A 26,356-nucleotide genomic window follows, 5' to 3' on the forward strand; every position below is an offset into this window, starting at 1 on the left:
TTTTGTGTTTTTAGAATCTTAATTTTTGGGTGATCACTTTTCCATTTTCCAGTGTTGCACGTACTATAACGACAACATTTTTAGCATTAATTGGAACCGTTACTTCAGTTGATCTGATGTTGGTTTGGTTGATCAGCATTCTTCCTGAAGAATCATAGATGGTGAGTGAAACAATTTTTATATCACTGTTTATTTGGACTGTATTTTCTATCTGGGAAATAGTTGTCCTGTTTTCAATCATATTATTTTTAGTGGATAAAGTTCGGGGCTGAATAATAACTGAATAATCTTCCACTTGTCCATATTTTGGGGTATAACATGAAGTCACCGCAGTACCATTATATTCACCGATCACACGCATTCTTAAAGCTTTATTAACGACAGCGTTCGATGGTGGAGTAACAGCTGCGGTCGCAGTAGTTCCACTTGCTATATTACTCTGGTTAAGAACCAATTCTGTTGTTTCATTGAACTGGCCATCATTATTATAATCGATGTATGCTTTAATTATATGTGGGTTATTTGCTCCGGGAGCAATCGTGAGGGTTGTTGGAGAGCCTGAAGGTATGGATGTTTTTGATGCGCCTAAGCAATAATTTCCTGTGAAATTTTCATAGAAATTGTTAGATACGGCCTTAAAATTGGTTGAATAATTATTAATGCTTCCAAACTTAACGGATGTAATTCCGATATTGAAATTTCCTGGATTGGTAATGGTTGTCGGTATACAAGCTGTTGTTAAAGATACCGTGTTGTTAGGAGGAGTTGCATTACCTACAGGAGAATTTATAAGTGATTGTCTGTATTGTAAAAGCTGTGCTGTTGCCCTGTCAGATTGGCCGTTGGTAAATAAATCCCTGAAACAGAAAGTATAAGACATTACATTTCTTTCACCTCCTGCATAGGTTAGACTTGTACAAGGATTGATCTGCCCTGTCTGACACGTAAAAGGAACAGAAGAATGATAGAGGCTCTTCATAGGTTCTGTATCACATACCAGGTCTCCCTGTAATGTACAATCTGTATTGGTGGGACATGCGCCAGTGGAGTCATTAAAGCCTTCATGAGTGTGGCGAAGTCCTAGGGCGTGTCCAAATTCATGTGCCAATGTTTGGGCATTAACAGCAGATGCACTGGTGGACATAAATGCATAATCATTGCTTCCGCCAGGATAATAGGCAAAACCATTAAGAGTTCCAGAGTTGGATGCTAATTTTTTAACGACGTAGATATTGTAATATTTGCTGGTATCCCACATTCCCATGGCTGTAATTTCAGATGCAGTTACGGCATTGGTGGTATTGTCATTATTTACGCCGCCACTTACATACTTAGGGAGATTTGATGCGTTGATCCTGTTGATTCCATTCGTTGTTGCACAACTGGGGCTGATTTTAGCAAAAACAAACTTTACAGGCAATATAGCACTGGAAGGTGACATACCGCTGGAGGAATTTCCTGCGAAAACACCGTTCGTGTAATTTACCCAAGCAATAATATCAGCATCGGATTTGTTGTTTACCGTACCTATAGCACTTCCGTCGCCTACGACATGAACTACGATAGGAATTTCATAGACTTGATTTTTGTCGATAGTTGATGCTAGTTTTCCACTTTTGATCAGTTTTGATAATTCTAAATTAAAAGCATCGTCTCTGGCTTTTTCTTCCGGAAATCTCTGATAATGTTTTCGCATTAATTCATCGGTTCCGCATTCTACTAACTCGGTTTTCTGTGCATAAAAAGTAGTGCACGAGAAACCAAGAATAACAGAGAATAATAGTTTTTTCATAATATATTTGTTAATGGTGTTAATAAAATATTATTAAAATTAAACAAAAATATCAATACTATGGGAAATAATTTAAAAGCCCTCTGAAGTGCCTAAGAGGTGATATTAGGAAGATATTGCATATTCAATAATGGCTTCAGAATGAATTTTTGTAGTGTCAAAAACAGGGATTGAAAAATCATTTTGGTTAAGAAGTAAAGGAATTTCTGTACAGCCTAAAATAATTCCTTCGGCACCTCTTTTAATCAGATCCTGGATGATCTCCAGATATTTTTCTTTAGTATGATGGTTTACAATTCCTCTTCCCAATTCTTCCTTTACGGTATGTTGAATATAGTCTCGCACTTCTTGTGTTTCAGGGGTCAGTACCTGTATTCCAAAGCTTTCTAATTTAGTGCTGTAAAAATCCATTTCCATCGTGAATTTGGTGCCTAAAAGTCCTATGGTTTTCAAGCCAGCCTTATTAATAGATTTTGCAGTTTCAGAGATGATGTTTATGAATGGCAATTGAATCTGTTCTTCTAATTTATCAGCAAATAAATGGGCTGTATTAGCACATAAAACAATTGCTTCAGCACCGCTTTTCTTTAGGCTTTCGCAGGCATTAAGCAGAAGTTCATAAGAATTTTCCCAGGTTTTTTCCTGGATATCCCCAAAGTTCAATGAGTAAATGATGCATTCGGCAAAGTTTAATCCACCCAACTTATTATTGATTCCCTCATTAATGAATGTATAATAATCTAAGGTGGATACCCAACTGATTCCGCCTACCAATCCGATCTTCTTTAATTTCATTTTTTAATTGCTAAGGTGAAAATTAGAATTTAAAACCAATACTGAAATAAGCCCTCCAGAAATTAAGAGCATCATTTCTTGATATATTGAAGTTAATAGGTCCTAAAATAGATTCATAACCAAGATTTAGTCCATAACCAATTAGCTTGGCATTACTTTTAAAAGGAGAAAGCTCATCACTAATCGCTGCATAATGAAAAGAAGGGGTAAGATATAACTTATGGTAAAATCTATATTGAACTTCTAGTCCAACTTTCGCAACAGAATTTATGGGAACCTCTTTTTGTCTGAAACCATTAAATTCAGGACTCATACCATCAAAATTAAATTCACTTCCACCAAGGTTAAATTTCTGGTTCAGAAATAGGTAAGGCATACCTTCTGAAGATCCTAAAGTCTGAGGTGAAAAATTGGTTCCTAAAAAAGCACTTGCCTTTACAGATACCTTTTTATTGATGGGAATGATATAATTCTCATTAAGGGTTAAAGTAATAAGATTCTTCGGTTTATAATATCCATCAGTTCCCGGGTTTAAATATTCATATAATTGCGGCTGTATTTCCTTTAGATCGTATAAATCGTGCTGATCTCCGAAATAGTATTTTGTAATAAACTGTAAATTATTTCCTGAGGTTGGATAATACCTTGTATTAAAACTGTTTTGATTAAATTTAAAGAATAGATCGAGGTTGGTGTGATAGTAGACTTTTTTGCTGTATAAATCGGTAAAGGTCTGACTAATTCTGTCGACAGATCTGTTCAGCTTTTCTGCATTGAACTCTAATCCAAATGAAGCCATTGTATTTGGATGGATAGAATAATTTATGGCTGTATTAGCCTTGATGTTTCTATAAATATAATTTGGAAAAAACAAATTATTCTCTGCGTCATTGTTATCAGAAAATCTTAGCAGGAGATCATTACTTTTTAAAAATGAAATATTCCCTTCCATACTTACCCACCAGTGATAATCAGTATCCAGAAACTTCTGAAACTGTAAGCGTGCTTTAAAACGTTCTGAAATATCAACAGTAGCCAATGCTCGAAATTTTCCTTCCGCATAATCACGGTAAGTGTAATTTAATATAATCCCTACAGATTGTTCATTATCGTAATGAAGGGCTAATTTTAGGTTGCTGGGAGCCGATCTTTTTACGAAAATATTCATAATTAATCCATTTTCAGAATCGGTGTAGGTATAATAAACCCTATCATACTGTCGCACTCCAAAAACTCTGTCAATTGCTGCATTAATTGTTTTTGCATCATAATATATGCCTTCCTTTAATCCCATCAGGCTTTTTATTGCTTCAATTTCTGATAGATTAGTGATTGGTGTACCATTGTCTTCACTATATGTAAATTGTATAGTTGGCTTTTTTACCTCTTCGATAAGCTGATGATCATAAATAATTCCCAGTCTTCGCTGTTCATTGGCAAGGGCTATAAATTCAGGAAGATGTCTTTTAGCTTCCTGTTCACCTATTTTAATGATCTCTTTATATTTTCTGAAATCCTTGGTGGTATAATCATTAAGCGGTGTTACAAAATCGACGAGGATATCAGAGGTTTTCTTTTGTTCATTGAAGTCCTGAACAGAATGAAATGCGTGAGTCTGATAGATCATTTTCATTGGGTTCTTGATTTCTTCTTTTGTGAAAAGCCTGAATCCCGTGTAACCACCGATAATATAATCAGCGCCCATATCTTTTACTTCCTTTACGGGAAAATTTCTATCAAGTCCTCCATCTACAAGAAGTTTTCCATCAATATAAACGGGCGCAAAAGCTGCGGGTATAGCCAATGTAGAACGTATAGCCAATGCGAGAGACCCTTTTTTCTGCATAACCAATCCTCCATTTACAATGTCCGATGAGGTAAGCTCTACAGGAATACGTAGTTTGCTGAAGTCATTGATATGTTTTGCAGGAAAGGTAAGCGTATTAAGTACTTCACTCATGTACTGACCTTCTATATAAGAACTTGGCAAAGAAGGGCGCCCATCATTAACGGGAAATTCAAGGATATATTTATTGTACTCATCTTTTTCACTTATATTGACCTGGTTATATGGAATTTTATTACTTAGAATCCTTTTCCAGTTCATGCCATACACCATTTTTTTTAACTGATCTCCATTGTATCCCATTGCATAAAGCCCACCAAGAATTCCACCCATACTGGTTCCGGTAATATAATCTACTTTTATACCGAGTGAATCTATCGTTTTTAATATTCCTAGATGTGCAAATCCCTTGGCGCCACCCCCACTGAGTGCTAATCCGAATTTTGTATCTTTTGTAATAGGTGTTGGGGCTTTTATCGAATCCTGAGCAGAAAACAAAGAAAATACAGATAAAAAAAAGACAAGAAGAAAATTTTTCATTTTGATTATATTACTTGAAAAATAGCGAGAACGAGAAACATTATAACGAAATGTGTCCTGCTATCGTTTTTTAAAACTACAGAATGTGAAATTTTGAATCGTATTGAAAGGAGTAGTATGATCTATTGAAGTACATTCTATTTTTTCAAAATGAGTTTCAAATTGTCCTGTCATAGATTCTTCATCATATTGCTTAATTTCCAATCCACTGCATTTTGTCGGTCCATTTTTTGAAAAAGTACCCAATATTAAAAATCCTTTTACATTTTTTTCTGTAATGCTGAGGTATTTCAAAATTTGTTCTTGTTCCGTTAAAAAATGAAAAGTAGCTCTGTCATGCCAAATGTCATAGTGATGATCTGGCTTGAATTCTGTTATATCTGTCGCAATAAATGTTACTTTTTTTGCTCTGTCTCCCAATCTAATTTTTACTTTTTCCAATGCTTTTTCAGAAATGTCAAGTAAAGTAATATCCTGATATCCCTCATCAAGTAAACAGTCAATAAGGTTACTGTCGCCACCGCCAATGTCAATTATTCTAGCATCTTTTCCAAGTCCAAAAGAAGCAATAAAGTTGAGTGAAGTTTCAGGTCTTTCCTGCGTCCAGCTTACTTGATCAGGGTTTTTAGTTTCATATACTGTGTCCCAGTGATTTTTATTCGTTGGCGAGCCCATAAGTAATGATGTTTTTAGCAGGGACTAAATTACAAAAGACATCATGAAAGAAAATATTTTAATCAAACTATTTTTAGTCTTTTAGTTGTTTGTTGATATCTTCAAATTTTTTAATTAATTCGTTAAGTTGGGTCTGTTGTTTTTTTATAGTCTTTGGTCTTACATAAAACCAGTTAAATCCTATCCAGATCAAGGTAACCCCATAAGCGAAAACAGCCATGAAAATAGTCATTCGTGAAGCATATTCATACATATATAAGCATATTCCGGTCGATAACATGATGAAATACAGATTCATCATCGTTGTTTGCATAAATCCCTGTTTGCTTTTCAGTACATAAAGACTTTGCAAATATTCGCTGTTCGTTTGCGTGCTGTCAGTTACATAGAAAAGTGAAAATAGTTTATTATAAGCAAATAGATAAATAGCCATAGCCAAAATAATAAGAACAATTCCAATTTTTGTAGTGATCATCTGGGGTTGATAATGATACCAGATCAAGCCAATACCGACACTTGTCAACAGTAATAAAATGTTTGTAATGATCAATTTCCGCAAACTTTTATTTTTAAACTGTTTTAATTTTCGTAGCAAATCTTCAAAATTGGGCTCACTGACCTTTTGTTTTTGCCAGATGTTTTTAAAATCTATATTAGTGGGTTCCATGTTCCTTAAACTTTTGAGTTAATTTTTCTTTTATCCTATGAATTTTTACTCTTACATTGGATTCTGAAAGTCCAACGATATTAGCTATTTCCGCCTGTTTTAAGTCTTCTAATTCCAAAGAAATGATGATACGGTCTGTTTCCGGAAGCTCTGAAATAAATTGATAAAGAAGCTGTATTTCGGTTTCCAAAGACTCTTGTTTTTTCTCCTCCAGATTGATGGGCAGATCACCTTTTGTAAACCGCTTTTCTTTTTCAATCTGTCGCAGACAATTGTTTGAAGCTATCCTGAATATCCAGGTTCCAATACTGGATTCATTTCTAAATTTTGGAAGTTGCTGCCAGACGATGATAAATGTTTCCTGAGCCAGATCCTGGGCAGAATCAGAATCGTTCACATATCCCATGCATAGGCGGAATATTTTTTGCCAATACAGCTGATAAATCTCTTCAAATGCCATTACTTTGGTAATAAGAAATTATTCAATTGGGTGAAATACCATTCTTTATCATCGTACATAATAAAGTGTAATCCTTTTGTAGAGTATAGTAAATTAGCATTTTTCATATTTTTATATTGATCTTCCATGGCTGGCTTAAAATTAGCAAAATAAGATTCTAATAAAATAAGGGAAGGACACTGAATGGTTTTTATTTTTTCCCTTAGGTCTGTATTTGAAAAGTCACAATACATTTTAGCAAAAGTTTCTCGGTCTGATCGATCGCTCCAACCAATAACAGTCTCCTGCATGGTAGTATCTGCCAAAAGCTGTGGAATGGATTTTACCTGCATTTGGTGAAACTGTTCATCTGTCATAGCAGTCATTTTACTGATCATTGGGGAACAATCATTATTTTCTTTAGATGTAAAAGAAGGGTTCATTAATGCTGATAAGCAGGGTAGAGCATCCACCACTACTATTTTGCCGATTAATGTTGGATAGTCGGCAGCAAGAGCCAATGCCAGACCGCCACCCATACTGTGGCCAATGATAATGGGTTTATCGATCTTATTATCTGCAATATATTCTGCAATTTTACTTTCCCAGTTTTTAAAAGTAGCGTCAGACTGTGGTTTTACTCCTGCGAATCCTGCCATTGTTAATGTATAACATGTAAAGTTCTTTTCGAATTTTGCTGTTGTTTCTTTCCATACATCACCTGAAGAAGCAAAACCTGGAATGAAAATTAATGATTGTTTCCCCTGTCCTGTTTTTTTTACCTCAAATGGAAATGATTTTATCTGTCCAAATACATTAGCACATAATGCTAGAAATAATAATATCACGGCTAAGAAAGTTAGTTTTTTCATTTTTTTCTAATTTTTAATGGTTAATTTATCTTTTAGATACGACACCTTTTAAAATGTTACAAAATTTTTAAATTAATTTAAAATATTATGTGAAATGCTTGGAAATGCCCTTGGATTCTGGAAATTTTAAAATCACATTTAATGAAGTAAAGTCAAGTTTTGGTTGTTAGTCCTCATTTCCTGTAAGTTAACTTCGGTTTTTTTAAAAAATATTATGTAATCCCTATAATAATAGGTATAGTTTTTGCATCGTATAGGAATTAATAAAATTTTAGTGAAACCTAGTGTTTGTATTAGAAAATTCACTAAATTTAGTAAGAATTTATAATTGCCCCATGAAGATAGTGGGGGTGTTGTAAATAAAGTAGCCGTTTTTTTAATTAAATCCAAAAATATGATGAACAATATACAAGACGAATTTCAAGTTCTAAAAGACGAATTGAGAAAATTGAATATCGAAGTACAAAAAGTAGTAAAAGTAGGAAATGGAAGCATGGACTTTCATGAAGTATTTTATAAGTCTCCCAAATATGAGGAGGTGAAAACAATCTATGTGCAGCGTCACAATTTAGATGATCTTATCGTCAAATTCAGACAAGCTTATAGCTAAAATAAAAATAAAAGACGCGCCACAGAATTTCTGTGGCGCGTCTTATTAATGGGATATGTATTTAATCCTTATTTAATGTTGATGTTTCTTTGGTGTCTTTCATTCGGGCATATACGACCAATGAAAAGAATATACACGCTGTGATATACCAATAAAAGTAAGACTCCATATTAGATTGTTTAAGCCAAAGAGCAATATATTCTGCCGTTCCTCCAAAAATAGCGACTGTTAAAGCGTAAGGTAGACCAACGCCAAGTGCCCGTACTTCGGATGGGAAAAGTTCTGCCTTTACTACAGCATTAATCGAAGTATAACCACTTACTATAATTAAAGCGATCATAATTAAAAAGAATGCACCCCACATGGAAGTTGTTGTACTCAAGGCAGTAAGCAGGGGTACAGTACAAAGGGTTCCTAAAATTCCAAATCCTAAAAGCAATGGTCTTCTTCCAATCCTGTCTGATAAGCCACCAAAAACCGGTTGGAGGCATGCGAAAATAAATAAGGAGATAAAAGAGATCAGTGTAGATTGTTCTTTTGTGAGATGAACGGTATTCACAAGGAATTTCTGCATATAGGTAGTGTAGGTATAGAAAGCTAATGTTCCTCCTAAAGTTAACCCTACAACAGTAAGAAGAGCTTTGGGATGTTTAAGAAGCTCAGTAATAGTTCCTTTTTTCTTATCGCTTACTTCCTTTTTATTTTCAAAAGCTTCCGTTTCATGAAGGTTAGCCCGTAAATATAAAGCGATAATCGATAGGGCTGCTCCGATGATAAAAGGTATCCTCCAACCCCAATCTTCCAACTGTGCCTCCGTTAAAAGCAATTTTTGTAAAACCAACTGAATTCCCAGTGCAATCAGCTGACCACCAATAAGCGTTACATATTGAAAGCTTGAATAAAAGCCCCGTCTGTCTTCGGTGGCCATCTCACTGAGGTACGTTGCTGAAACTCCATATTCTCCACCTACACTTAACCCTTGCAATAATCTAGCAATTAAAAGTAAGATGGGTGCCAAAATACCTATGGTTTCATAGGTCGGGGTAAGGGCAATAAGCAAAGAACCAAATGACATCAGTAAAACGGAAAGGGTCATTGCTTTTTTTCTTCCGATCTTATCGGCAATACTTCCAAAAAGCCATCCTCCAATAGGACGCATTAGAAATCCTACTGCAAATATCCCTGCAGTATTCATCAGTTGAGCATTAAGATCCGAATCCGGGAAAAATGAATTGGAAAAATAAATGGCAAAGGCTGCATAGGCATACCAATCATACCATTCTACAAGATTTCCAATGGAACCACCAACGATGGCTTTGATCCTTTGGGCGGTTGTAATTTGAGTCGTATTCATAGGGGTAATATATTAAATTTTTTAAAGTATAATTTGCAAAGACAATAAGAATTCTCCTTTTCTGTCAAAAATTGTTTTCGATGTCAGATCATATAGTGGTCTGCTGCTGTATTGCGCAACTATTCTTGCATTCTGACCATATAAATAGAAATTGGCACCCACATCATAATAGCTTCCACTTTGGTTAAGCGCTTTCATATCTTTCAATGCATAGTTAAAGAAGGGCTGTACTTTCAGGATCTTACTGAATTTAGGAAGAACAAAACCCACTTGAGAAAACCAGATATTTCCTGTTCCCATCAAAACTCTGTTATTTCCTGCTCCTTCTAATGCCTTTTGTCCTGTAAATTGTGGATCTGGAGTACCTGGATTCAGAAGCCCGCTTACCCTTAAATAATTCGGACCATAGTTGTAATTATAATAAACAGAATATAAGGTTAATCCCATTTCCTTATTCTTATTTCCTAATGGAAGTTCTGAATAAACATCTGCGCCAAAAACATTGGCATCATGAGATTCAAAAACATTTTCTGAAGGTTGAGATTGAGTGGCATCCTTAGTGGTATAAAAGCCTGCTCCAAAGTTTAATATTTTTTTAGCTGCAAGATTATTTCCGGGAAGAAAAGAGGTTACGGTAGTTTCTTTATTAAAAAACTGATAAAATGCATATCCTGAATAAGACAATTTCCCACTTTGATTATTATCTACAGCAGGTCCTCCAATAGCAGGTTTTAAATTAGTTGCAAAAGGTTTGTTCACACTAAATCTATAATTTAATCTATCAAATTCTCCATGAACGAAAATACCAAATTGTCTTGAAAACTGATCGGCAATTTCTATAGCAGGAAAATTAAAAACCGGAATATCACCAGCCAGCATTTTCGTAGTACTTGCATTGGTTAATCTGCTGACACCATTCCATGAGTGAAGTCCTGCTCCCAGATACAAATTGTTTTTATTGGGCTTTCCAGTCTGAAAATCATTTCTCGGAATAATGGCCAATTCATTATAAGCATCGTGAAAAAAGAATGGGGCTTTTTTTCCGGCACCATTATTTCCAGTACCCGTTCCACCTCCCGAAATAAAAGACTGATTGTTGATTCCCATTTGTAAAAAGATAGAATAAAACGGTGTCAGTTGACTTTGAATCGTTAATCTCATTCTTCGGATTCCGGCATCATAGGTTTGTTCTTGAGGAACCCCATTCACTAAAGTTCCAGGGTTATTATCAATACTACGTAGCCAAATCTGACTCGAAATACCAAATTTCAGCCATTTGTCTCCTTTTGAATTCAGATTGATTTTAAGCTCGCCGATATCCAAAGGATCTTTTTCAGTCACAATTTCTTCAGGGTTCTTATCGACTTTAAGAGTATCCTGGCTATAGGTATATTGTATAGCAGCTAAACCTAAAATAATGAGAAGTTTTTTCATTGATGCTTTATTTGCACCTAAACAATAGATAAATTCTGAAGAATTTCTGAAGTTTTAATCAAAATTCAATATTTGTTGTTATGTTTTTGAAATTCAGTCGTTTATTTTGTGAAATTGACTTTTAATATGTGCTGATTGTTTTCAAAATGATAAGAGATTTCAGAATCATAAATCTCCAAAATCTTCTTCACGAGCGCTAGACCGATACCAATCGAGTTTTGATCTGGATTTCCACGCTTGAATCTTTTGAACAATTCTTCAGTAGGAATAGTAGGCGGATTTCCTGTATTTGAAATCTGAAAATAGCTTTCTGTAAGTGTTACAGCGATCTTTCCATTTTCAATATTGTGTCTTTTAGCATTATTGATGAGGTTATTGATAACGATGATGGCTAAGTTTTCATCAAAATTAAGATAAACTTCTTTCTGGATTTCTTTCGTCAGTGTAAGATTCTGAATTTCGAATAAGTCTTCAAAATAATAAAGCCTTTCAGTAAGCAGTTCTGAAAAATTAATATGATGTGAATCATTTTTTTCAAAATGCTCCAGCTTGGCTAAAAGAATAAGGGATTGATTAATGGAAGAAAGTCTATCCAGCTCATCATTCATTGAAGAAAGCGTAAGGAGTTGCTTTTCGGAAAGATCACTATCCATCAATAATTCTATCTTCCCTTTAATAGAGGCCAAAGGGGTTTGTAATTCATGAGAAGTATTTTCTGAAAGTTCCTCTAATAAGTGATAATCTTTTTTTGAACTCTCAGACATTTTAAGTAGAAAGGTATTTAATGATTTAAATTCTTCCGTCTGTGTTTTCATTAAGCTCATAGAACGATTGTCTTTCAGACTGAACTTTTTGATCTCATCTATAGCATGGTAAAAAGGTTCAAGAATTTTTTTAGAAACCAGAACTCCTACGATAATGGTCAGAATAATAAGAAAGACCATAATCCATGCAACAACCATAATGATGCTTATGAGGAAATGATTTTCTATGATGGTAATATATCGGACACTTGTTATTGCATATCTTTTTTGATGAATTACTGGATAGGTGATCACCGTAATTTTGTTGATATAAGATTGTACGCTCTTATTCCAGATGTATTTTTCTTCAATAATCTTTTCTTTGGTATTCTTATAATTTGCGGGAAGGATTTTAACCTGAGTCTGCCGATGGTGAGAATTAAGATAATCATAAGCAGAGTCTTGCTCCAGTTTTTTGGCGACATAAACATTCAGATCTTCAAGCTTTAGAATGGCAGAACGCATAGTAGCTCTTTCAAAGGCAAAATATAGAATTGTAAATCCCGTCGTAAGGACGAAAAATACCAAGATGGTAAATGCTCTTGCAAAACGAAAACTTAAATTCATTTGTCAATCCATTTATAACCCAATCCATAAACGGTCTGTAAATAATCTTTACCACCACCATCAATAATCTTTTTCCGAAGGTTCTTTAAATGCTGATATACAAAGTCTATATTATCAACACTATAGGTGTAATCTCCCCAAAGGTGGCTGGCAATGGCTTGCTTGGAAAGCATCCTGTTTTGGTTGTTGATGAAGTAGATCAGTAGATTCAGTTCTTTTTTTGTCAGATTCAGCAATTGGTCATTGACTCTACATTCCTTGGATTCCAGGTCGATTGTAAATTCATTGAAACTGAGAATACGATGGGCTTCCGGGGTTTTTCTTCTGAGAACGGCCTTTATTCGGGAATGTAATTCAGGTAGTGAGAATGGTTTTGTAATATAATCGTCAGCTCCATCATCCAAGCCTGTAAGTTTTGTATCTAAGGAGTTTTTTGCTGAAACAATGATAACACTTGATTCCGGCGCATCATTTTTAATATGTTTAAGAATTTCCAATCCATTTCCGTCGGGAAGCATAAGATCCAAAAGGATACAATCATACTCAAAAAGCTCAATTTTTTCTAAAGCTTCTTTTGCATTGGTAGCCACTTCACAGACGTAATCTTCTTTTTTAAGATAGTCTGTAATGTTGGTAGCCAGATCTTTATGGTCTTCGATGATAAGGATTTTCATGTGAAAATATTAATCAAAATACATTATTGCGGGCTTAAAGATATAAAAAAACCATTCTAAAAAATGAGAATGGTTTCTTAGGGGGTCATTTTCATATTGTTAGAACCGATATCCCAAAGATAGTCCACTTCTAAAACCAGCCCAAGGCCCATCCACTTTTATTCTAGCTCCGTTGGCATTGGTTTCAACGGTATATTTTACGAAAGGAATATCAAGGTTTTCGATCTCTTTTTTAAGCTGCTGCTGCATTTCAGGGGTAAGTAAAAAATCACTGCTAAGGCTAAAGTCACCTTTTCCACTGCCGTAGTGTGCTCCTGCAATCCAGAGATCTAAAACTAAATTCTGGCTTCGGGTGAGAAAAAACTGAACCCCAACCATCAATCCACCACTGTTACCGTTAGTACTTCCGGTTCCTTGCAATGGAATCTGATAAGTAACTCCATTAACAGGTTTAAAATCATAATAGAAATCAAAAGTATTGGAACTTACTTTAGAATATCTGTAATAAGGAGCAACATAAAAGCCTTTTCCGTAGCCTGCTCCGAGATAGAAACGAGGCTCTACGGTGAAATTGGTAGCCTTAACTCGCAGATTTTGGAAACGGTCTTCATCTTTGTCTTTTAGAAATGCATTAATGAAAGGAACTTTTCCTTCAGGCATTGTCCCAAATCCAACATTAATAGAAAACCATTGATTAATAGCTCTTTCATAAGATAAATTAATATTTCTGACGGCGTATGCAGTTACATTGGTTTTAATAATGTTCATTTTGTTCGACGGAGATTCACTGATTTCCTGGCCATAAACTTTCAAAATAAGGAAAGAAAAGAAGAGTAAAAGACCTTTTTTCATGACTTTAAATTTTCATTAAATATTAGGCGATGGTGTTCGTAAAAGTTGAAGCAAAAAACGGGCAAGAATTAATCAAAAAGCAAAATTGAGTAAAAATAAGCTCTTCATTTTAAGTTTTATAAGCTTTTAATAGAAGTTAGGATTCGATTACTATGTAATGAATTTCTGATCCTGCTTGTTCTATTTATATTATTCCAATTCTGATATGAAAAAGACCATAGGTGCTGTGTTTTTTCTTTGTGGGGTTTTTGTGTTTTCGCAAGAGGCCGTAACAAATGATACTATCGATAAAACGAAAACCGCCGAAATCCAGGAGGTAATTATTAAATCTCAGCGTAAAAAACAATTTGCCGATAAGGCTGTTTATACCTTTGATAAAGATGCTTTAGACAAAGCCCGCTATGCAAAAGATCTCCTGCAGACATTACCGGAGCTGCAACTCGACCCTATTGAAAATAAGCTTAAAAGCACCAAAGGTGGAACCTCTTTATTTCTCATCAATGGAATTGAGGCCACGGATATGCAGATCCGAAGTGTGGCACCAAGTGAAGTGGTAAAAGTAGAATACTATGATATTCCACCAGCAAGATGGGCAACAAGAGCAGATACGGTGATTAATATCATTACCCGGTCTAACGAGACGGGATATGTTTTTGGAGCCGATGCCAGAACAGCCTTGAATACCGGGTTTGTGAACGGATCAGCCTATGCCAATTTTACCAAAGGTAAAAATAACTTCGGGTTAGAATATTCTATTAATTTAAGAGATTATAATAATAGAAAAGTACATAGTATCTACGACTACCAGCTGGATAATACTCATTATCTTTCAGATGAAAATAAAAAAGATCATTTTGGATATACCGATCAAAATATTGCTTTGAGATACACCCGCATGGTTCCCGATAATTATTCATTTCAGGCAAAATTGAATATGGATATTCTTAATAGTTTCGTTAAAGGCAATGGAGAAAGTTCTTTTTCAAAAGATAATTTAATGGAGGATCATACGATGATGAAAAGAGGTTCTACAGATTATGTGACCCCAACGCTTGATCTTTATTTCTCCAAAAACCTGAGTAAAAAAGATGAATTAAGTGTGAATCTTGTAGGTTCCCACTTTACAACCGATACATCCGAATTTACAAAAGAATGGGTTACCAATACTGGGAATCCTGTTTTTGACAATGATATGAACCTTAACACTAAACAAACCGGTTTTGTTGGAGAAATTGCCCACACGCATGACTTTGAAGCAGGAAAACTTTCTTCAGGTTATCGTATTTCCAATACATCAATCTCGAATGATCTCCAAAACCTTGCAGGTTTCTCACAGTATAAGGTGAATTATTTAGAACAGTATTTTTATACAGAATTTTCAGGTAAGATTAAAAAATTCTCATATCGAATCGGAGCAGGGCTTACCAATATTCATAATAAAAGTGCCGAAACTACATTTGATGAGTGGTCTGTTACACCTAAAATCATTTTAGGATATCAGCTGAAAGGAAATCAGAGTCTGCGTTTGACCAGTAGTTATAAACCAAGAAGTCCATGGAGTGCTGCATTAAGTAGTAATGTCGTTCAGATGGCACCCAATATTGTGCAAAAAGGAAATCCATTTCTTAAATCACAGTTGACATGGGGAAATAACCTGATTTATTCATTAAATAATAAGCATTTTGATTTCAATGCCAATTTATTTTATTCGGATACGCGCCGTACCATTAATCAGTTTTATGTATTAGATGACACTTTTGGAGGTTATGCTCTTACCTATGAGAATGCAAAAAATTCGAAACAGTATGGGATACAGCTTACGGGTTCCTATAAACCTTTTGGAAACAACCTTCTCGTGATCAAAGCGATGATTGCTCCTTCATCAGAAACGGTAAGAACCAGCAAAGGAGCATTGATCAAAAACAATTATATAGCCAATAACCTGGAGCTGTCTTCAGAGTATAAGTCATTCTCAATACAGTATCAGTTGAATATTCCTGTTTATATGCTTAGTGGAGCGTTTCTTAATTCAAACGAAAACCAGAATCACATTTTTGTCAGTTATAAACATAAAGACTGGACATTTTCTACGGGAATGTACTGGATAGGAATGCCTTCGGAATATAAAACAAAAAGCCTTCCTGAAAGTTTGGTTAACTATTCAAAGGTTGGTCAGATCATGAACAATAAATCGATGTTTGTTCTGGGATTAAGCTATGATTTTTCTAGGGGTAAGAAAACGGATCTTGAGAAAAAACTGAATAATTCAACCGCTCCTGCAGCGACTTTCTAATGATCATTCTATTTACAATAAAAATCTCCCATGACAAAGTCGTGGGAGATTTTCTGTGCGTTAAATTATTCTGGTTTAGTTCTGGCTGATCATCATTTTACGATATGAATAAATATCCTCAATGGTCACCACACTCATTTCTCTTTTTGTCGCAAACTCTACAATTTCCGGAAGTCTGGCCATAGAACCATCTTCGTTAGTGAGTTCACAAAGTACAGCATCGTCACCAAGGTTAGCCATTTTTACTAAATCTACACTGCCTTCAGTGTGGCCTCTTCTTTCGAAAACACCATCTTTTTTAGCAATTAAAGGAAAGACATGCCCCGGACTTGCAATGTGATCTGCTAAAGCATTTTCTGCCACAGCAGTTCTGATCGTTGTCACACGGTCTTTTGCTGAAACGCCGGATTCAACACCTTCTTTAGCTTCAATAGAAATGGTAAATGCGGTTTGATTTTTACTGTTGTTGGCTTCCACCATCGGACGGAGATTTAGATGTTTGCTTTTCTCTTCAGAAATACACAAGCAAACGATGCCGCTGCATTCGCGGATCAAAAGTGCCATATCCTGTTCTGTAATGGTGGAGGCAGGAAAGATAATGTCGCCTTCATTTTCACGATTTTCATCGTCTACTAAAAGGATTCCTTTACCTTGTTGTAATTTTAAAAGTGCATTTTCTACACGTTCTCTGGAGGAAACTCCGAATTTTTCTAATAATTTTTCCATGTTATTTTACTTTAAAAAGTTAAAATACACTTCGGTACATGGAAATGAAATACAACACAATAAGTCCATAAGGTAGCCTTATTGATCGTTTCATTTTCTTCTCCCATCCAGACTTTAACTGTCGGTTTTGGAATTTCACCAAATCAGTCCTTTAATAAAAAAGGAGTCGCGGACTGTAACCGCCGGTAGGGAATTACACCCTGCCCCGAAGAAAACTTATACTAAGTTTTACTGTATGTTTGTTTAATTGTTCTTTAGTTCATTGATTTTTTATTTAACGCACAGACTGCTAATTTCGGGAAGTTTTTGAAATGGAGAAAATATTTTTCATGCTTTTTATCAATGTACCTTAAAGAATTTAGAATAGATTTAAAAATAAAAACCGCTCTAAGAATTGGAACGGTTTATTTGGTTTTATTGAAACGGACGTTTTTAAATCAGGTGCTTTATGATATCCTCAAGGATTATATTAAACTCATCCGGCTTTTCAAGCATAGGGTAGTGACCAACCCCTGCCATATTTATATAATCAAAATCTTTAAAATACTTTCTGTTCGACTCTGTATTGGTTGGTGATCCATCAGAATTAATAGCCCTTACAGGAATCTGAATTTGTTTTGCAACGTTTCTGAAGTCCCTTTTGTATAATGGTTTAAGAAGATTGATAGCCATCTCTGGCGTGTTTTGTAGAAACTCCGTTTGTAATCTATCCTTTACTGTACCTGGAGTCGATTCAACAAAAAGATATTGCGGAAGAATATTTTCAACTGCGTTCTTATAATCATTTCGATAGTGTACAAATAAAAATTCTTCGGCCATCTCCTCATTAAAGTATTCATCAAGATCTTTCAGTGTATCTACTAAAATAAGTGCTTTTACTGCAGGAATTTTCAAAGAAGCATCAAGAACATATGCACCCGACATCGAATGCCCTACAAGAATAATATCTTGTGAATCGATCTGATCGGCTACTGCTTTGATATCATCAGCATATTGTTCACTCGTCCAGTTTTGCCTTGATTTGTCTGACTTTCCGTGTCCGGCCAGGTCAATTTGTATGATATTGAATTGATTCTTCAAATAATCTACTTGAGTGATCCACCAATCCACATTGCCCAACCATCCATGGACAAAAATAATTGAAATATTTCCTTTACCTGATTCTCTGTAATGAATTTTCTGACCGTCCGAAGATGTTGCGTATTTTTCCATTGGTATAAGTAAAATGGTTGTATTATTTTCTAAGAATATAAATTTGGGAATTTTTTTTCTAATATGGGTCATGTATTTTTGAAATAATCTATACTTTAATTGCCAAATTTCAAACTTAATTATCTCAATGTCTATTTCTTCTCAATAACTACGTTTTTCAATTCAAAAGGTATTTTTCTCACTGACTTTTCATTTTCTATCATCAGTTCAATTCTGACATTATCCAGTTCGGAAGGAGTGATATCACGTTTTAATTTGATTAGAATATAATTAATTCTTGTCTTCTTATCTCCCACGGTGAAGGTGTGGTATCCGGGGGCAGGATTATCATTAAAGAAATAAACTAATTTTTGTTTATTATTATATCTGTAGGCATATATAAAATCAAAATCTTTGAAATTAATTTTTTTGTATTCTTTCTCATCACCCTCTTTATATTCGAAATCAGGAAAAACTTTTTTGATCTCTGTGGAATCAACAATACTGAAATGGAGGTATGGATTTTTATCTGTAATTTTCCTATCAATGAGATTTACATTTCGCTTGATATCTTTAAGGGTACCCAAATCAAAGTAGGTATTGGTTTCTTTAGAAGGTGTAAAATAGTTAAATACACCCTTTATATCAGCGGTTTTAATTTTTTTATCCGGGATGTAAAAACGTCTTACTTTGGTGATGCCATTGTTATAGTTGTAATTTAGCGGATATTCCCAATTCTCTTTTAGGATATTGTTCTTAGTATCACTGATAATTAAGGTATCCAGATCAATTAAATCAAATTTACTGACTGGTTTGTCTATTTCTATTCCGATCTCAATAAAATCATCATACTGGGACGCGTGAGAAAGCGAAATTTTATTCTGGGAGAAATAAAGAGTATATATAAAAGTGAAAGTAAGGAGTAGGTTTTTTTTCATTTTGTGCGGGGACAGATAGTGATGTATATTATATTCAAATATACATATTTGATCGGTGCTTAATGAAAAACTGTCCTGAAAATCAGAACAGTTTTATATTGATATTAGTGAAATTCTTATTGAGATAATTCTCCAGAGTTAAAGTTCAACGGTTTATTCTTCGAGGAATGGGGGAATTTCAGTGGGTATACCAAGATCATTAAGTTCTTTTCGTACCAGGTTTAATTCATTAACAATCGTTGTTTTTATGTAACTTTCCCCGTACATGGCCTGGATATCTACAAAAGTTTCACTTCTCCTGTGCCCACCGGTTTTCCATCTAATTGAAGTGGGAGCAGTTGAATCGGGCTGCCATATTGGGCCTCCTTTCCAGTCGCCATTTGTTGTGCGCTTCAGAGTATTGACCAAGAGATAGAAACCGGGTTGGACGGTTAGCGTTCTATAGCTGCTGTTGCCTGGTTTATTCCAATCTGTTTTGTAGTAATGACAAATAGTTTTTCTGTATTCCTCTCTGCGGACTTTCATAAAAGCCTGAAATGTTTTGGCTATTTCCTTCTGTAAATTAGCAGTTCTTTCTTCGTAGGTGCTTCCTGCATTTGGATCTGAACTGTTCATATAATACTGATGTGCTGTACGAACCTGGCTCGTTATCTTTCCTTTTATAATGGCATCGAATAAACTTACTGAATGCTCACAACTTCTTGGTGGATCTTGTGCCTGAATAAGATTAATGGAGACTAGCAAGATAAAAAATGTTTTAAATAGTGTTTTCATGGTCGTTTGTTTTATTAATTTATATACCAAATTTACCCTGCCCATGATTATGAATCAATTACTCTTTTGTGTACTTTTTAATTTGTTCAGAAAATAAAAAACCATCCTAAATTTTAGAATGGTTAGTTTGAAGTTAGTCTTTATTGGAATAAATAATTTCACTTATTACTGATCTTTATAAATATTCCAGAAATTGTAGTCGGTCATCGGTGCATCTGTAATTCCGACATTTCTCCCCATGGTTACGATTTGTCCCCTGTGATAAGTTCCATGAATGATGGCATGCTGGATGTATTCATATTTGGAGAAATCACACTGAAACCATTGAGATTCTATTTTTACATTTTTGGTTAAATCTTCTTCAGACAGGCTTTCCACATACTTCAACAGCATTTCGGAATTGTTTTTAATGGCACTGAAAATTTCTTCCTTAGTATTTACTGCTGAAGTTTTAGCAAAATCAAAATCACCGTTTTCAGCAATGTGACTCCACCAGTATTGCTGAGTTTGCCAGATGTGATGTAATGTTTTTAAAATGGTTGGAAAGCTTGAGATCGTTTCCTGATTAAGCTGTTCATCCGATTTGGTAGAAAGCCAGTCAATGTATTTATTAACGACCCAATTATTGTACTGAACACTTTTAGTGACTAATGTTTTTAAGCTCATAATTATTTTATTTTTTGATGTTGTTTTTGATATTATTTCAAAATAAAAATAAATAAAATATGAATTGAGTTTGTATAAAATAAAACCCGGTCTGAAAAAAGACCGGATTTTATTATTTCTTATGATTAATAAGATCTATTGATCAAGCAAGTTTTGCCAATTGGGATTGAAATTCCTCAACCTCTATAGCTCCCATTGCTAATTGAAATTGGAGCAATTCATGCTTTTCATTTTTCGTCAGTGGACGGTTATTGATCATTTCTATAATTTGATCTTCATCTGGTAATCTTCCCAGAATATGATTTTTTTGCTCGAAAGCTCTAAAATACCTGATTCCAAATTTTCTTTGAGAAATAGCATCAAAATGAATGTTATCGGGATTGGCTGTTAAACCTTCTGCAGATACAAAGTAGGTGTGATCATGATCTTCTGCGAATTGAATTAAAGCTGCATTGACTTCATTATATTCATTAAAATACTGACCATAGATACCATCTCGTAAAAAATCTCCCAATCCTCCAATGATCAGAGGGATATCCGGAGCATTAAGTTCTTTTCTCAAGGTTTCTATAATCAGACTTAATTTTTCTTTATAGAGCTGATGTTTTTGTCCATAGCTATCACTTTCTCCCTGATGCCAGAGAATTCCACTCAGGTTACTTATTTTTTGTGCAGCTTTTGCCTGAGAAACTGCATTTTGAAATAACGGACCTTCTACAGACCAATCTTCCAGGCTTGTACCTCCATCGGCGCATGGAATTAATGCAATATCATCTTCCTGATTATGAAATAATCGCCATGAAGAAGCAAAAGTAGCTGCCAGACTGATTCCTGAAGTAGATCGGTCAAAATTAATAGGTTCCGCCATCATCTGCCATCTTCCGTTTCTTAACATTTTTATCTTTTCGTCATGAATAGAAGGAACGTCTTTCAGGAACCCCCGACCTGCCATATTGGATTGTCCGATCATTAAAAATGAATGTGTCATTGTGCGTATTGAATTATGATTCTTTTATTAATTTTTTAATGCTTTACAAACCTTGTTGAAAGTTGACCATATTATTTCATCGGTTAAAACAAAAGGTAATCCGTTGATATTTCTTCCCTGCTGATGAAAACGTAATAAGGTATATAATGGAGCAAAAGCAATTGACCAGTAAATTTCAAATGGAGTTTCTTCCATTTCTCCCCGTTGCACCGTATTGGAGATGAAATTTAAAAGATTGTTTTTGAATTCGCTCATAAACATCCCTGGTTTTTCATTAAACATTTGAACAAATTGCTGGCTGTAATGAGAATTGTTGATCTGCTCAAAGAAAGGAAGGAGTAGGGGATTTTTGATGGCATAATGATATCTGTTCGTCCACTGTACACGCAGTCCTTCTTCAAGAGAAGAAGCCGGATCAAATCCTTCATTGATCAGTGTTTCCATTTTATTTCCTTCCTCAATAACCAGTTTAACGATGAGGTCATCTTTATCTTTATAATATACGTAAGGGGTACCTACAGATATATTGCATGCTTTCGCCAATTTGTTGATCGTAAAACCATCCAATCCATCTTTTACAATGATTTCAATAGCCTTTTGCTTAATCATATTTTCTTTGGTAGAATCCCGGTTACGCATATTTATTTTATTATCAGTCATTTATAATTAAATGAATGTTCATTTAATTATAAATGCAAATGTATAGTATTTTAGAATATATTCAAAGAGCGTATGCGTTAAAAATCAAATAATGGGTTTTCAAAACTACTTAAGAGAACAAATATCTATTAGATGACGTTATTTTCTTTTCAAAGTATCAATATACCTTTTCAGGGTTTTCATAACGGATTGCGAATTAGAAAGTTTTATGGCCGATTCAAAATGTTGTATCGCTTTTAAATCATCAATACCGGTATAAAGATGTCCTAAAAGGGAATAATAAAAAGGATTGTCAATGAGTTCCAGCTTTTCGCCCTCAATAATTGCCGCAGCTTTTCCTCTCACCTTTGCAAAGGCAAAAGTTCGGTTGAGAGCAGCCATTGGAGAATATTCAACCTGTAAAAGCTGATTGTATAATTGCAGAATATTTTCCCATTTTTCATCTTGATCCTGTTTCTTTGTGTGCCAATAGGCGATGGCTGATTCCAAATGAAATTTGGTTAAAGAATTTCCTGAAGCACTTTGGTTCAGGTGTTTAATCCCTTTATTAATCAATTCCAGATCCCATAAAGTGTCATCCTGTTCCCCGTATAAAATACTTTCACCCTTATCATTAATCCTCGCATTGAATCTTGAGGAATGAAAATACATGAGAGATAATAATGCGTGAGTAGATGGAGTATTGGTAAGCTTGTTTTTAAGAAGTAATAATGTTAACCTTATCGCCTCAAGACAAAGATCTTTTCTAAGAATGGCATTTTGAGAGGTTGAATAATAACCTTCCGAAAATAATAAATATAAAGTGGTAAGAACTGTTTCCAGGCTTGAATGGATCTGTACAACTGAAGGTTGCTCAATTTTTATTCCCTGGGCTTTTAGTTTTTCTTTTGCCCTTTTCAGTCTTTTATAGATCACTTCTTTATTAACCAGAAAAGCATCGGCAATTTCCTGGGTCCCAAATCCACAAAGTAAGTTTAAGGCTAATGAAATTTGAGAATCTTTTGAAATAGAAGGATTACAGACTGTAAACATCATAGCCAATTGACTGTCAATAATATTTTTATCGGAAAGATCTATTTCAAATTCTTCCTGATCAGAAGCTAAATATTTAATTTCATCTGAGATTTTTTGGTGAAACAAAGCATCTCTTTTAAAATAGTTCTTGGTTTTGTTTTTGGCAACAGTGTAGAGCCAGGCAGTAGGATTTTCCGGAATCCCATTAATACTCCAGGTTTCAGTAGCAGTAAGAAAAGTGTCACTTACAATATCCTCTGCAATTTCAATATGATTGATGCCAAATACAGAACAGAGCACCGAAACAATTTTCCGGTACTCTGTTCTGAATAAATTGGGTATTAATGAATGCTCCTGCATTAAATTTTAATAATTTATTGCGCTGGTGGAATTGCCATCCTAACTTCTACACTGGCCCCCCATTGAAGGATAGGACAGCCTTTTGCTATTTCTACCGCTTCATCATAATCATTAGCTCTGATGATGAACATCCCGCCAATAGATTCTTTGATTTCTGCATAAGGTCCATTAATAACAGTGTCGTTTTTTACCACTCTTCCGCCAAGGTCCCATCTTTTGGGTGGAGAAACGAGTTTGTTCTGAGCGGCAATGCTTCCTAACCAGTCTTGAAAAGGCTGAATAGAAGCCTGCATTTGCTCTGGTGAAGGACTTGCGTCTTTATTAATAATATCCCGGTGTATGGCGATTAAAAACTCATTCATGATGTTGTAATTTTAAATAAAATGTATTTTACTTTATAAATTTAATAATAAAAAATCCTGCTTGGATCTTATCTCTGATTTTCAGGATTTGAAATCCATTCTTCATAACGGATACTTCCTAATTTTGCATCGTTATTGGGCACTAAAGTGCTGTCATTTAATGGAGCTCCGAAATAAGTAGCCTCCGGATTTGTTACTACTTCATCCTGATTCTTCATGATCGATGTGTATTTTCTTACCAAATCATCCAGTTTTATTTTTTCAGGACCTCCGATTTCTACGGTATTATTTTTAGGAGGATTAATGGTAACTTCAGTCATTGATTTTACCACATCATCTGAAGCGATAGGCTGGATTAATGCTGGAGAAACTAAAATCTTGTGATCAACTGTACTGGAATGAACGATACCACCAACAAATTCGAAAAATTGAGTAGAGTGAACGATCGTGTAAGGAATTCCAGACTCTTTAATAAGATCTTCCTGAACCTGTTTTGCTCTGAAATATCCACTTTCCTGTAGACGGTCTGTCCCTACTACCGATAAAGCGATGTGATGCTTTACACCTGCTTTTTTTTCTGCTGCAATTAAGTTTTCACCTGATGTTTTGAAGAATTTCATGACATCATCGTCTGCAAAAGAAGGAGAGTTGGCAACGTCTACCACGACATCTACATTTTCCAAAGCTTTGTCAAGGCCTTCTCCTGTTAAGGTATTGACTCCTGAATTGGGAGATGCCGCTAAAACTTCATGACCTAAATTTTTAAGACTACTAACAAGTTTGCTACCGATAAGGCCGGTACCGCCAATTACTGTGATTTTCATTATGTATAATTTTATGGGTTTATACTCTAATGACAATCGAGTTTTCGAAATTGGACAAAAGATGGAGAAAAATTATTTAGAAATTTAAAAATATTTTATCGTCTCAGAATTTTATCCATGGATTTTCCCTTCGCCAATTCATCAATTAACTTATCCAGATAACGAATTTTTCTCATCAGCTCATCTTCAATTTCTTCAACGCGATAGCCACAAATAACGCCTTTTATTAAGGAAACATTAGGGTTTATCAGAGGAGCCTGTTCAAAGAAATCTCTAAAGTTGGTTTTGTTATTTAGTATTTCCTGAAGATCTTTTTCATTATAACCAGTCAGCCAGAAAATAATTTCATGAACTTCTTCTTTTGTACGTCCTTTTTTTTCTGCTTTTTGAATATAGTGAGGATAAACTCCTGCAAAAGACATATTATAAACTCTGTCGTTATTTTGCATGAATTTTATTTTACAGGTTCATAAATAAGCTGTACTACTCCGGATTTGAAGACATTGGTTGTTATGAGTTTTAAATGTAATCTTTCGTTCAGATCTTCAAATAAAGGTTTCCCACTTCCTAAGACAATAGGATGAACAGATATTCTGTAGACATCAATCAAATTATGCTGAATAAAAGTTTTAATAAGACTGGCACCACCATACAGCCAAATATCTTTTCCGCCTTGATTTTTTATCTCTGAAACTTTTGTTTCAATATCCGTATTAATAAAAATGGCATTTTTGTCTTCTCTGTCCTGACTGGAAAACACAAATTTATTTTTAGAATGAACGGCCTCCCAGAGTTTCTGTTCTTCTGGAGTTGCATTTTCACCAGCCTGATAATTTCCCCAGGCATCATAGCTCACTCTCCCGTAAAAAATAGTATCTATACTTGAAAGAAAACCATCGAAATCCATATCATCATCCATAATACACCAATCGATTTCACCGTTCGGTCCCTCGATGAATCCGTCTAAAGTAGTCGCCAGATCTAATATTACTTTTTTCATTTTTAAAGATAAAATTAATTATTTTACAGCAGATCTTATGCTGTCCAGCTTTCGTTCGATTTCTGAATTGTTTCCACCACCACAAGAAGAATGGATCACCTTTCCATTGGTGTCGATGAGTATTTTTGCCGGACTGCAAAACAGGTTGTAGTTTAATTTTTCGGATTTACTATATGACTTGGTATTGTCAATCTGTTCAAACAAAATATCTGACTGGCTCAGATAATCTTTTAGTTCTTTTTCATTTTCTATAAATCCTTCTACAATACCAATAAAATTGGCCTCGTTTTTAAATTCTTTATACAGCGCATTAAACTCTTCTGGCATATCATAAGATGCACTCTTTTTTAGATAAGATTTATCGTAAACAAAAACGACCAGATTTTTACCCTTATAATTTTGTGAATTGAAAACACTTCCATTAATTGTTTTAGCCGAAAAATATTTGGGCTTTGCATTAAGAAAGAAGTCAATCTGATTTTTTTTCAATTCTTTTGCCTCCTTTTGGAATTCTTTAAAAATTTTTTCTTTTTTTTCCTTTTCGCTTTCACAGGAAAGTATAGATAAAATCACAAAAAGGGCTAAAATTTTTTTCATGCTGGTTGTATTAGAATTTTAAAATGAGAGTAAATATAACAAA

At 34.6% G+C, this 26,356-nt stretch carries 27 protein-coding genes and 1 riboswitch; of the genes, 2 read left to right on the top strand and 25 right to left on the bottom strand.

Going from position 1 to position 26,356, the window contains the following annotated elements; genetic code table 11:
• Positions 1–10: 10 nt before the first annotated feature.
• From J7E44_RS08510 to J7E44_RS08540, 7 genes are all read right to left on the bottom strand, one after another.
• Positions 11–1,792, bottom strand: coding sequence for a GEVED domain-containing protein (locus J7E44_RS08510; RefSeq protein WP_214827905.1), 1,782 nt, complete (start codon positions 1,790–1,792; stop codon positions 11–13).
• A 105-nt stretch (positions 1,793–1,897) separates the two neighbouring features.
• The gene (locus tag J7E44_RS08515) at positions 1,898–2,587 is read right to left on the bottom strand and encodes an aspartate/glutamate racemase family protein (RefSeq protein WP_214827907.1); all 690 of its coding nucleotides are present in this window, start codon (positions 2,585–2,587) and stop codon (positions 1,898–1,900) included.
• Positions 2,588–2,609: 22 nt separating this feature from the next.
• The gene (locus J7E44_RS08520) at positions 2,610–4,973 is read right to left on the bottom strand and encodes a patatin-like phospholipase family protein (RefSeq protein ID WP_214827909.1); all 2,364 of its coding nucleotides are present in this window, start codon (positions 4,971–4,973) and stop codon (positions 2,610–2,612) included.
• A gap of 60 nt (positions 4,974–5,033) precedes the next feature.
• On the bottom strand, positions 5,034–5,648 hold the full coding sequence (locus J7E44_RS08525; protein WP_214827911.1) for a class I SAM-dependent methyltransferase: 615 nt from the start codon (positions 5,646–5,648) through the stop codon (positions 5,034–5,036).
• A 73-nt stretch (positions 5,649–5,721) separates the two neighbouring features.
• On the bottom strand, positions 5,722–6,315 hold the full coding sequence (locus J7E44_RS08530) for a hypothetical protein (protein ID WP_214827914.1): 594 nt from the start codon (positions 6,313–6,315) through the stop codon (positions 5,722–5,724).
• On the bottom strand, positions 6,302–6,775 hold the full coding sequence (locus J7E44_RS08535; protein WP_214827916.1) for an RNA polymerase sigma factor: 474 nt from the start codon (positions 6,773–6,775) through the stop codon (positions 6,302–6,304). Before J7E44_RS08535 ends, J7E44_RS08530 begins: the two co-directional genes overlap by 14 nt.
• Positions 6,775–7,626, bottom strand: coding sequence for an alpha/beta fold hydrolase (locus tag J7E44_RS08540; RefSeq protein WP_214827925.1), 852 nt, complete (start codon positions 7,624–7,626; stop codon positions 6,775–6,777). Before J7E44_RS08540 ends, J7E44_RS08535 begins: the two co-directional genes overlap by 1 nt.
• 394 nt (positions 7,627–8,020) lie before the next feature.
• Between J7E44_RS08540 and J7E44_RS08545 the strand changes: the two genes are divergently transcribed.
• Positions 8,021–8,236: a hypothetical protein gene (locus tag J7E44_RS08545; RefSeq protein ID WP_251040529.1), complete on the top strand. Its 216-nt coding sequence runs from the start codon at positions 8,021–8,023 to the stop codon at positions 8,234–8,236.
• Positions 8,237–8,297: 61 nt separating this feature from the next.
• On the opposite strand, the gene J7E44_RS08550 is transcribed toward J7E44_RS08545, so the two are convergent.
• The 5 genes from J7E44_RS08550 to J7E44_RS08570 all read right to left on the bottom strand — a co-directional run bounded on the left by J7E44_RS08550 (position 8,298) and on the right by J7E44_RS08570 (position 13,920).
• Complete coding sequence (locus J7E44_RS08550) at positions 8,298–9,590, bottom strand: MFS transporter (RefSeq protein WP_214827926.1); 1,293 nt, start codon at positions 9,588–9,590, stop codon at positions 8,298–8,300.
• Positions 9,591–9,611: 21 nt separating this feature from the next.
• Positions 9,612–11,024, bottom strand: coding sequence for a porin (locus J7E44_RS08555; RefSeq protein WP_214827929.1), 1,413 nt, complete (start codon positions 11,022–11,024; stop codon positions 9,612–9,614).
• Positions 11,025–11,125: 101 nt separating this feature from the next.
• The gene (locus J7E44_RS08560) at positions 11,126–12,394 is read right to left on the bottom strand and encodes a sensor histidine kinase (RefSeq protein WP_214827932.1); all 1,269 of its coding nucleotides are present in this window, start codon (positions 12,392–12,394) and stop codon (positions 11,126–11,128) included.
• Positions 12,391–13,068: a response regulator transcription factor gene (locus J7E44_RS08565; RefSeq protein WP_214827935.1), complete on the bottom strand. Its 678-nt coding sequence runs from the start codon at positions 13,066–13,068 to the stop codon at positions 12,391–12,393. Before J7E44_RS08565 ends, J7E44_RS08560 begins: the two co-directional genes overlap by 4 nt.
• Positions 13,069–13,167: 99 nt before the next feature.
• Positions 13,168–13,920, bottom strand: a complete 753-nt coding sequence (locus J7E44_RS08570) for a DUF3575 domain-containing protein (RefSeq protein ID WP_214827938.1) — start codon at positions 13,918–13,920, stop codon at positions 13,168–13,170.
• A 205-nt stretch (positions 13,921–14,125) separates the two neighbouring features.
• On the opposite strand from J7E44_RS08570, the gene J7E44_RS08575 reads away from it, so the two are divergent.
• Positions 14,126–16,213 carry an outer membrane beta-barrel protein gene (locus tag J7E44_RS08575; protein WP_214827941.1) on the top strand — a complete coding sequence of 696 codons (2,088 nt, stop codon included), beginning with the start codon at positions 14,126–14,128 and terminating at the stop codon, positions 16,211–16,213.
• Between the two features lie 75 nt (positions 16,214–16,288).
• On the opposite strand, the gene ribB is transcribed toward J7E44_RS08575, so the two are convergent.
• From ribB to J7E44_RS08640, 13 genes are all read right to left on the bottom strand, one after another.
• Complete coding sequence (ribB, locus tag J7E44_RS08580; RefSeq protein WP_214827945.1) at positions 16,289–16,939, bottom strand: 3,4-dihydroxy-2-butanone-4-phosphate synthase; 651 nt, start codon at positions 16,937–16,939, stop codon at positions 16,289–16,291.
• A gap of 91 nt (positions 16,940–17,030) precedes the next feature.
• Positions 17,031–17,156: riboswitch (FMN riboswitch) on the bottom strand.
• A 215-nt stretch (positions 17,157–17,371) separates the two neighbouring features.
• A complete protein-coding gene (locus tag J7E44_RS08585) occupies positions 17,372–18,151 on the bottom strand; it encodes an alpha/beta fold hydrolase (RefSeq protein WP_214827947.1) in 780 nt (259 codons plus the stop codon).
• A gap of 131 nt (positions 18,152–18,282) precedes the next feature.
• Positions 18,283–19,068, bottom strand: a complete 786-nt coding sequence (locus J7E44_RS08590) for a hypothetical protein (protein ID WP_214827950.1) — start codon at positions 19,066–19,068, stop codon at positions 18,283–18,285.
• A gap of 153 nt (positions 19,069–19,221) precedes the next feature.
• Positions 19,222–19,842 (bottom strand): hypothetical protein, encoded by a 621-nt coding sequence (locus J7E44_RS08595; RefSeq protein WP_214827952.1) that lies wholly within the window; start codon positions 19,840–19,842, stop codon positions 19,222–19,224.
• A 165-nt stretch (positions 19,843–20,007) separates the two neighbouring features.
• Complete coding sequence (locus J7E44_RS08600) at positions 20,008–20,508, bottom strand: DinB family protein (protein WP_214827954.1); 501 nt, start codon at positions 20,506–20,508, stop codon at positions 20,008–20,010.
• A 142-nt stretch (positions 20,509–20,650) separates the two neighbouring features.
• Positions 20,651–21,496 carry a sialate O-acetylesterase gene (locus tag J7E44_RS08605; protein ID WP_214827957.1) on the bottom strand — a complete coding sequence of 282 codons (846 nt, stop codon included), beginning with the start codon at positions 21,494–21,496 and terminating at the stop codon, positions 20,651–20,653.
• Between the two features lie 27 nt (positions 21,497–21,523).
• Positions 21,524–22,156, bottom strand: a complete 633-nt coding sequence (locus J7E44_RS08610) for a TetR/AcrR family transcriptional regulator (protein WP_214827960.1) — start codon at positions 22,154–22,156, stop codon at positions 21,524–21,526.
• A 138-nt stretch (positions 22,157–22,294) separates the two neighbouring features.
• The gene (locus J7E44_RS08615) at positions 22,295–23,530 is read right to left on the bottom strand and encodes an RNA polymerase sigma factor (RefSeq protein WP_214827962.1); all 1,236 of its coding nucleotides are present in this window, start codon (positions 23,528–23,530) and stop codon (positions 22,295–22,297) included.
• A 14-nt stretch (positions 23,531–23,544) separates the two neighbouring features.
• Positions 23,545–23,892, bottom strand: coding sequence for a YciI family protein (locus tag J7E44_RS08620; RefSeq protein ID WP_214827964.1), 348 nt, complete (start codon positions 23,890–23,892; stop codon positions 23,545–23,547).
• Positions 23,893–23,960: 68 nt separating this feature from the next.
• Positions 23,961–24,716, bottom strand: a complete 756-nt coding sequence (locus tag J7E44_RS08625; protein ID WP_214827966.1) for an SDR family oxidoreductase — start codon at positions 24,714–24,716, stop codon at positions 23,961–23,963.
• Between the two features lie 95 nt (positions 24,717–24,811).
• Positions 24,812–25,165, bottom strand: coding sequence for a DUF2200 domain-containing protein (locus J7E44_RS08630; RefSeq protein WP_214827969.1), 354 nt, complete (start codon positions 25,163–25,165; stop codon positions 24,812–24,814).
• A gap of 5 nt (positions 25,166–25,170) precedes the next feature.
• A complete protein-coding gene (locus J7E44_RS08635; protein ID WP_214827972.1) occupies positions 25,171–25,716 on the bottom strand; it encodes a dihydrofolate reductase family protein in 546 nt (181 codons plus the stop codon).
• Positions 25,717–25,734: 18 nt separating this feature from the next.
• Positions 25,735–26,313 carry a peroxiredoxin family protein gene (locus tag J7E44_RS08640; protein WP_214827975.1) on the bottom strand — a complete coding sequence of 193 codons (579 nt, stop codon included), beginning with the start codon at positions 26,311–26,313 and terminating at the stop codon, positions 25,735–25,737.
• Between the last annotated feature and the right edge of the window lie 43 nt (positions 26,314–26,356).

Source organism: Chryseobacterium sp. ISL-6, from assembly GCF_018613715.1.
Taxonomy (GTDB): Bacteria; Bacteroidota; Bacteroidia; order Flavobacteriales; family Weeksellaceae; genus Chryseobacterium; species Chryseobacterium paludis.